3 protein-coding genes and 1 pseudogene are annotated in these 4,154 nt (G+C 59.0%); 2 read left to right on the forward strand and 2 right to left on the reverse strand.

Features of this window, described 5'->3' with window-relative positions; all coding sequences use genetic code 11:
• Together B2994_RS02785 and B2994_RS02790 are read left to right on the forward strand one after the other, a co-directional pair.
• Positions 1-1,491: DUF4012 domain-containing protein (locus B2994_RS02785; RefSeq protein ID WP_291526872.1), on the forward strand; the 1,491-nt coding region annotated here is incomplete at its 5' end.
• An 81-nt stretch (positions 1,492-1,572) separates the two neighbouring features.
• Complete coding sequence (locus B2994_RS02790) at positions 1,573-2,196, forward strand: low molecular weight phosphatase family protein (RefSeq protein WP_291526873.1); 624 nt, start codon at positions 1,573-1,575, stop codon at positions 2,194-2,196.
• A gap of 99 nt (positions 2,197-2,295) precedes the next feature.
• On the opposite strand, the pseudogene B2994_RS07575 reads toward B2994_RS02790, so the two are convergent.
• Both B2994_RS07575 and B2994_RS02795 read right to left on the reverse strand, forming a co-directional pair.
• Positions 2,296-2,547: pseudogene (locus B2994_RS07575) on the reverse strand (DUF86 domain-containing protein); the annotation flags it as partial.
• A 76-nt stretch (positions 2,548-2,623) separates the two neighbouring features.
• On the reverse strand, positions 2,624-4,045 hold the full coding sequence (locus B2994_RS02795; protein ID WP_291526875.1) for a polysaccharide biosynthesis tyrosine autokinase: 1,422 nt from the start codon (positions 4,043-4,045) through the stop codon (positions 2,624-2,626).
• Positions 4,046-4,154 lie beyond the last annotated feature (109 nt).

Here is a 4,154-nt window from a genome sequence, read left to right on the forward strand (position 1 = left end):
TGGATCGGCGATGACGTCAAATCCGTGCAGGGCATGACGCAGATTGTCGACGACTTGTCGCAGCAAACGTTGCCGAAACTGTCCGATGTCGTGAAGGGCCTGTTGGGCGCCAACTTCTCGAGCGGCAAGGGACAGGTGAACCTGCAGCCCGTTGTGGACGCGCAGGGCAACTTCGCCACGGTGAACGAGGAGGTTCAATCATTGGCGCAGCAGTTCGACGCCCTGCCCACGCCGCATATCAGCGCCGTTCGCTCCGCCTACGATCAGGCGAGCAGCCAATTCTCCACTATCTCAACGCAACTCGACCAGATTAATTCCACACTTCAGGCGCTGCCGCAATTCCTCGGCGCGAACGGGTCCAGGACCTACATCATCGTCGCCAGCACGCAGTCCGAATCGCGTTCCGGCGGCGGCCTGGTCGGATCCCTCGGGTCGTTCACCGCGGATCACGGCAACATTGCCATCGGCGATTTCCACCCCAACGGCACGTTCATTCCCATCGGCATGAATTTCGCAACCGACTCGGAACAGGAGTTCTTCAGTGCGCCCCTCGACATGTCGTTCGATGTGCGTGACGTGCTGGCCGCACCTGATTTCTCCCGCGCGGCTCGGCAGATCAACCGCATCTGGTCCGCCTCCGCATACGGCAGCAATGCGGACGGCGTGATGGGCATCGACCCGGTGTTCGTTCAGGAGATGATCCGGATCAGCGGCGACGTGACCCTGCCGAACGGCCAGGTTCTCACCGGAGACAATACCGCCGAATTCCTGCTGAACGGCATTTACAAAACTGTTCCGGTCTCACAGCAGGATGCTTATTTCGAATACGTCGCCAAGCAGGCAATGAACAATGTCTTCAGCAACCTCAATCTTTCCAAAATGCTCTCCATGAGCCAGATGATGGGTCAGTTGGCCGAAGGACGCCATCTGTACCTGTATTCGTTCCATGACGATGAGGCCGCCCATTTCCAGGATGCGGGTCTTTCCAAAGACACGCCGAACAACGAGGAGAAACCTGAAGTCGGCATCTACACCAACCAGATGAATCCCTCGAAGCTGGACTGGTATGTGCATAAGACCACCGAGATCAAGGAAGCCGGCACCGGCTCCGATGGATCGCGCACCTATCATGTGCGCTACACCATGACCAACACACTCACCGCCAAGGAAGCCCAAAGTCTTACCTCCTATATCGTCAGCGGCGATCATGACGATCTGGGAGCTCTTGGCGAGTCTGTGGACAAGATGCTGTTCTACGCGCCGGCCGGCGGCACGCTCACCAATCTTCATGTCGCCTCCGGCAATGGCTCGACGCCGGAAACCGCCACCATGGACGACAAGCAGCTGTTTACCTCCATTGCCCGCCTCAGCCCCGGCGCGACCGTGGTCTACGAGTTCGATGTGACGACGTCCTCCAAGGCGACACAGCGTCTTGGCATTGACCAGACGCCCATGGGCTGGCTTGACAACGGGGTAACATATTCCAATTAGTCAAAGCGTGGGCCCTGTGCGCGCACGGCCCGCGCACAGCCCGAGACCATGTCGTCTGATCAGAGATGGGAACCGATTCGCATGCACATTATGTTTGTCTGCACCGGCAATATCTGCCGTTCGCCTATGGGCGAGCTGCTGCTCACCCGATATTTGCGCGGCACGTCCATTGCGGTGTCAAGCGCGGGCACGCGTGGTTTGCCCATGCACCCCATCGACCCGTCGAGCGGCATGATCATGAGGGGGGCCGGCATCGACCCGAGCGGGTTCCGTTCACGCCGTCTGACCCGAGACATGGCCGACGGCGCCGATCTGATCCTCTGCTTTGAGGCGTTGCAGCGCAAAGACATTGTCACGCTTGCGCCCGGGGCGATTGGCTACACCTTCCTGCTGCCGGATTTTGCGAATATGTGCGAGTATTGCGCCCGCAACGGTTTGGTCAGCGGTTTGACCGTTCAGGCGCGCCTGCAGTCGGTGATCGATTCGTCGTCGATTATCCGCCCGATGCTGCCCATTGCCGAGGACATCGAGGATCCACATCATAAGGATTTCGACAAATTCCGCGCTGCCGCCAACCAGACCAATATGGCCCTGCACCGCATTCTCGCCGCCATGCGCAAGCATTATACGGTGGAGCAGGCTCCCACCCGTCAACAGATTGGCCGACACGCGTCCAGCACACCGCATTTCACGCCCCAGGCGTAGGGCATGTGTGACCGCGGACCGCAACTCGGCCCAACGATGATCAAGCTCCACGCCGAATACCGCGGCCAAGCGCTCTATAGTCGGGTAGAGCACCCTCGCCAAGGCAGGTCCGTCGTGCATGGCTGTACTGCAGAGTTCGTCTTCGTCAATACCGTCATATTCATGTATGAGCGCGTTGCGCATGGCTCGCAATCCGCGCCATGGCAAGTGCGGGGCACGGCTATGGAAATCATCCGATAGCCACTTGGCCGATTCCTGCACTTGGGTGATTTCCATGGCCACGGAATTAACATTGGGCGGTTGTTCCTGAGCTCCTGTGTTGATCCCGTGTCCCATAACGATTTGGCCCATGAGAGAAATCCCGCATGGGCCAAATCGTCAACCAGCTTTCGTCTGTCGGCCGCACATCACCGGCGACCATTGAGAGTCAGTGACGCCCCTTCTTCTTGCCCCTGCTTCTCCCATTGCGAGGCTTTTCGGCGCCGTACTGGTAGTAGTAGTAATTATCGGAGTGAATCTTCTTCGGATCCGCGAAGGTAAAGATGAAACCGAGCAACGGCACATCCACACTCTTGAGCGCTTGGACGGAGTCCTGCAGATCCTTCTTCTCGGTAACGCCCTTGCCTGCCACCAGCACAACGCCGCCGGCCGATTTGCCGAAAACCGTGGCGTCGCTAGCCACCGACAACGGAGCGGTATCGATCAGCACATAGTTGTATTGAGTGCGCGCCTGCTCCACCAGCTGCTTCATCAGGTCGGAGTTCAGCAGGATGCTCGCGTTCGCCGGGCGCTTGCCGGCGGGCAAAATATGCAGATTGCTATGCCAGTACTTCTGCACCACATTGGCCGGCACCGCCTGACCGGACAGGATATGGGTCAGACCCACATGGCCTTCGATACCCAGCTTGTGAGCCACGGAGGGGTGGCGAAGATCGGCGTCGATGAGCAACACGCTCTTGCCGTCCTCGGCCAGTGCGGCCGCCACATTCACAGAGGTGGTGGTCTTGCCTTCGGCCGGCGACACCGACGTCATGACGATCAGCTGGCCATGCTTGGCGTTATCGCCCACGCGCAGGAAGTCGAGATTCGTGCGGATTCGGCGGTAGTCCTCGGCAATGGCGCCGTTCGGCTCGGCAAGGATAATCGGCTTGTTTTCATTGAGCGCTTCGTCATCCGGAATGGATCCCAGCGATGTGGCGCCGGTGAGTGAGCGGACGTCATCCGTACTGCTGATCTTGGTATTGAGAATATCCTTCAGCAACGCAACAAGGACACCTACCACGATGCCGGGCACCAGACCAACCGCGAGATACAGTGCCGTTTTTGGCGAGCTGGCCGACTGGGGCGTCTGGGCCGTCTGGACGACCGACAGCTGCACCGGCGAAGACTTCTTGCTGCCGGAGTACAACGCGCCGGAGACCTGTTCGCTCAGGCTTTCCGCCACGGCATTGGCAATAGCAGCCGAGGACTGGGGACTCTTGGTCTCCACGGTGATGTCGACCATGAAGGTTTTGGAAGGGTTCGACGCGGTGACCAGCGCACCCAACTCATCGACGGTCATATTCAGTCCGAGCTGGTTGATCACCGGCTGGAGCACGACCTCGGTCTTCACCAGTTGCGGGTAGGTGGCGATCTGCGCGGAGATGTAGGTGGAGATGCTGCTGTACTGCGATGCCTGCAGGGAGTCGGATGCCTCCTGGCTGGAGGACGCAAGCACTTCGGCGGTGGCCTCGTACTTCTTCGGCGCGGTGAAGGTGTATGCCGCCGTCACGCCAAACACGACCGCACAGCCGATAATCGCAGCGATAATATGCTTGCGAATGATCTGCAGCAGATCACCCAGAGTCAATCCCTCGGACTCTTGCTCCATAACCGACAATCCCTTTCCCTCCCAAATCAACAGGGTTAACTCAAGCAACCGACCGCATTAGCCGGCCTCGCTATATAAACCGTTCCCA

Origin of the sequence: Bifidobacterium sp. UBA744 (assembly GCA_002298605.1) — a bacterium.
In the GTDB taxonomy this organism is placed as follows: Bacteria; Actinomycetota; Actinomycetes; order Actinomycetales; family Bifidobacteriaceae; genus Bifidobacterium.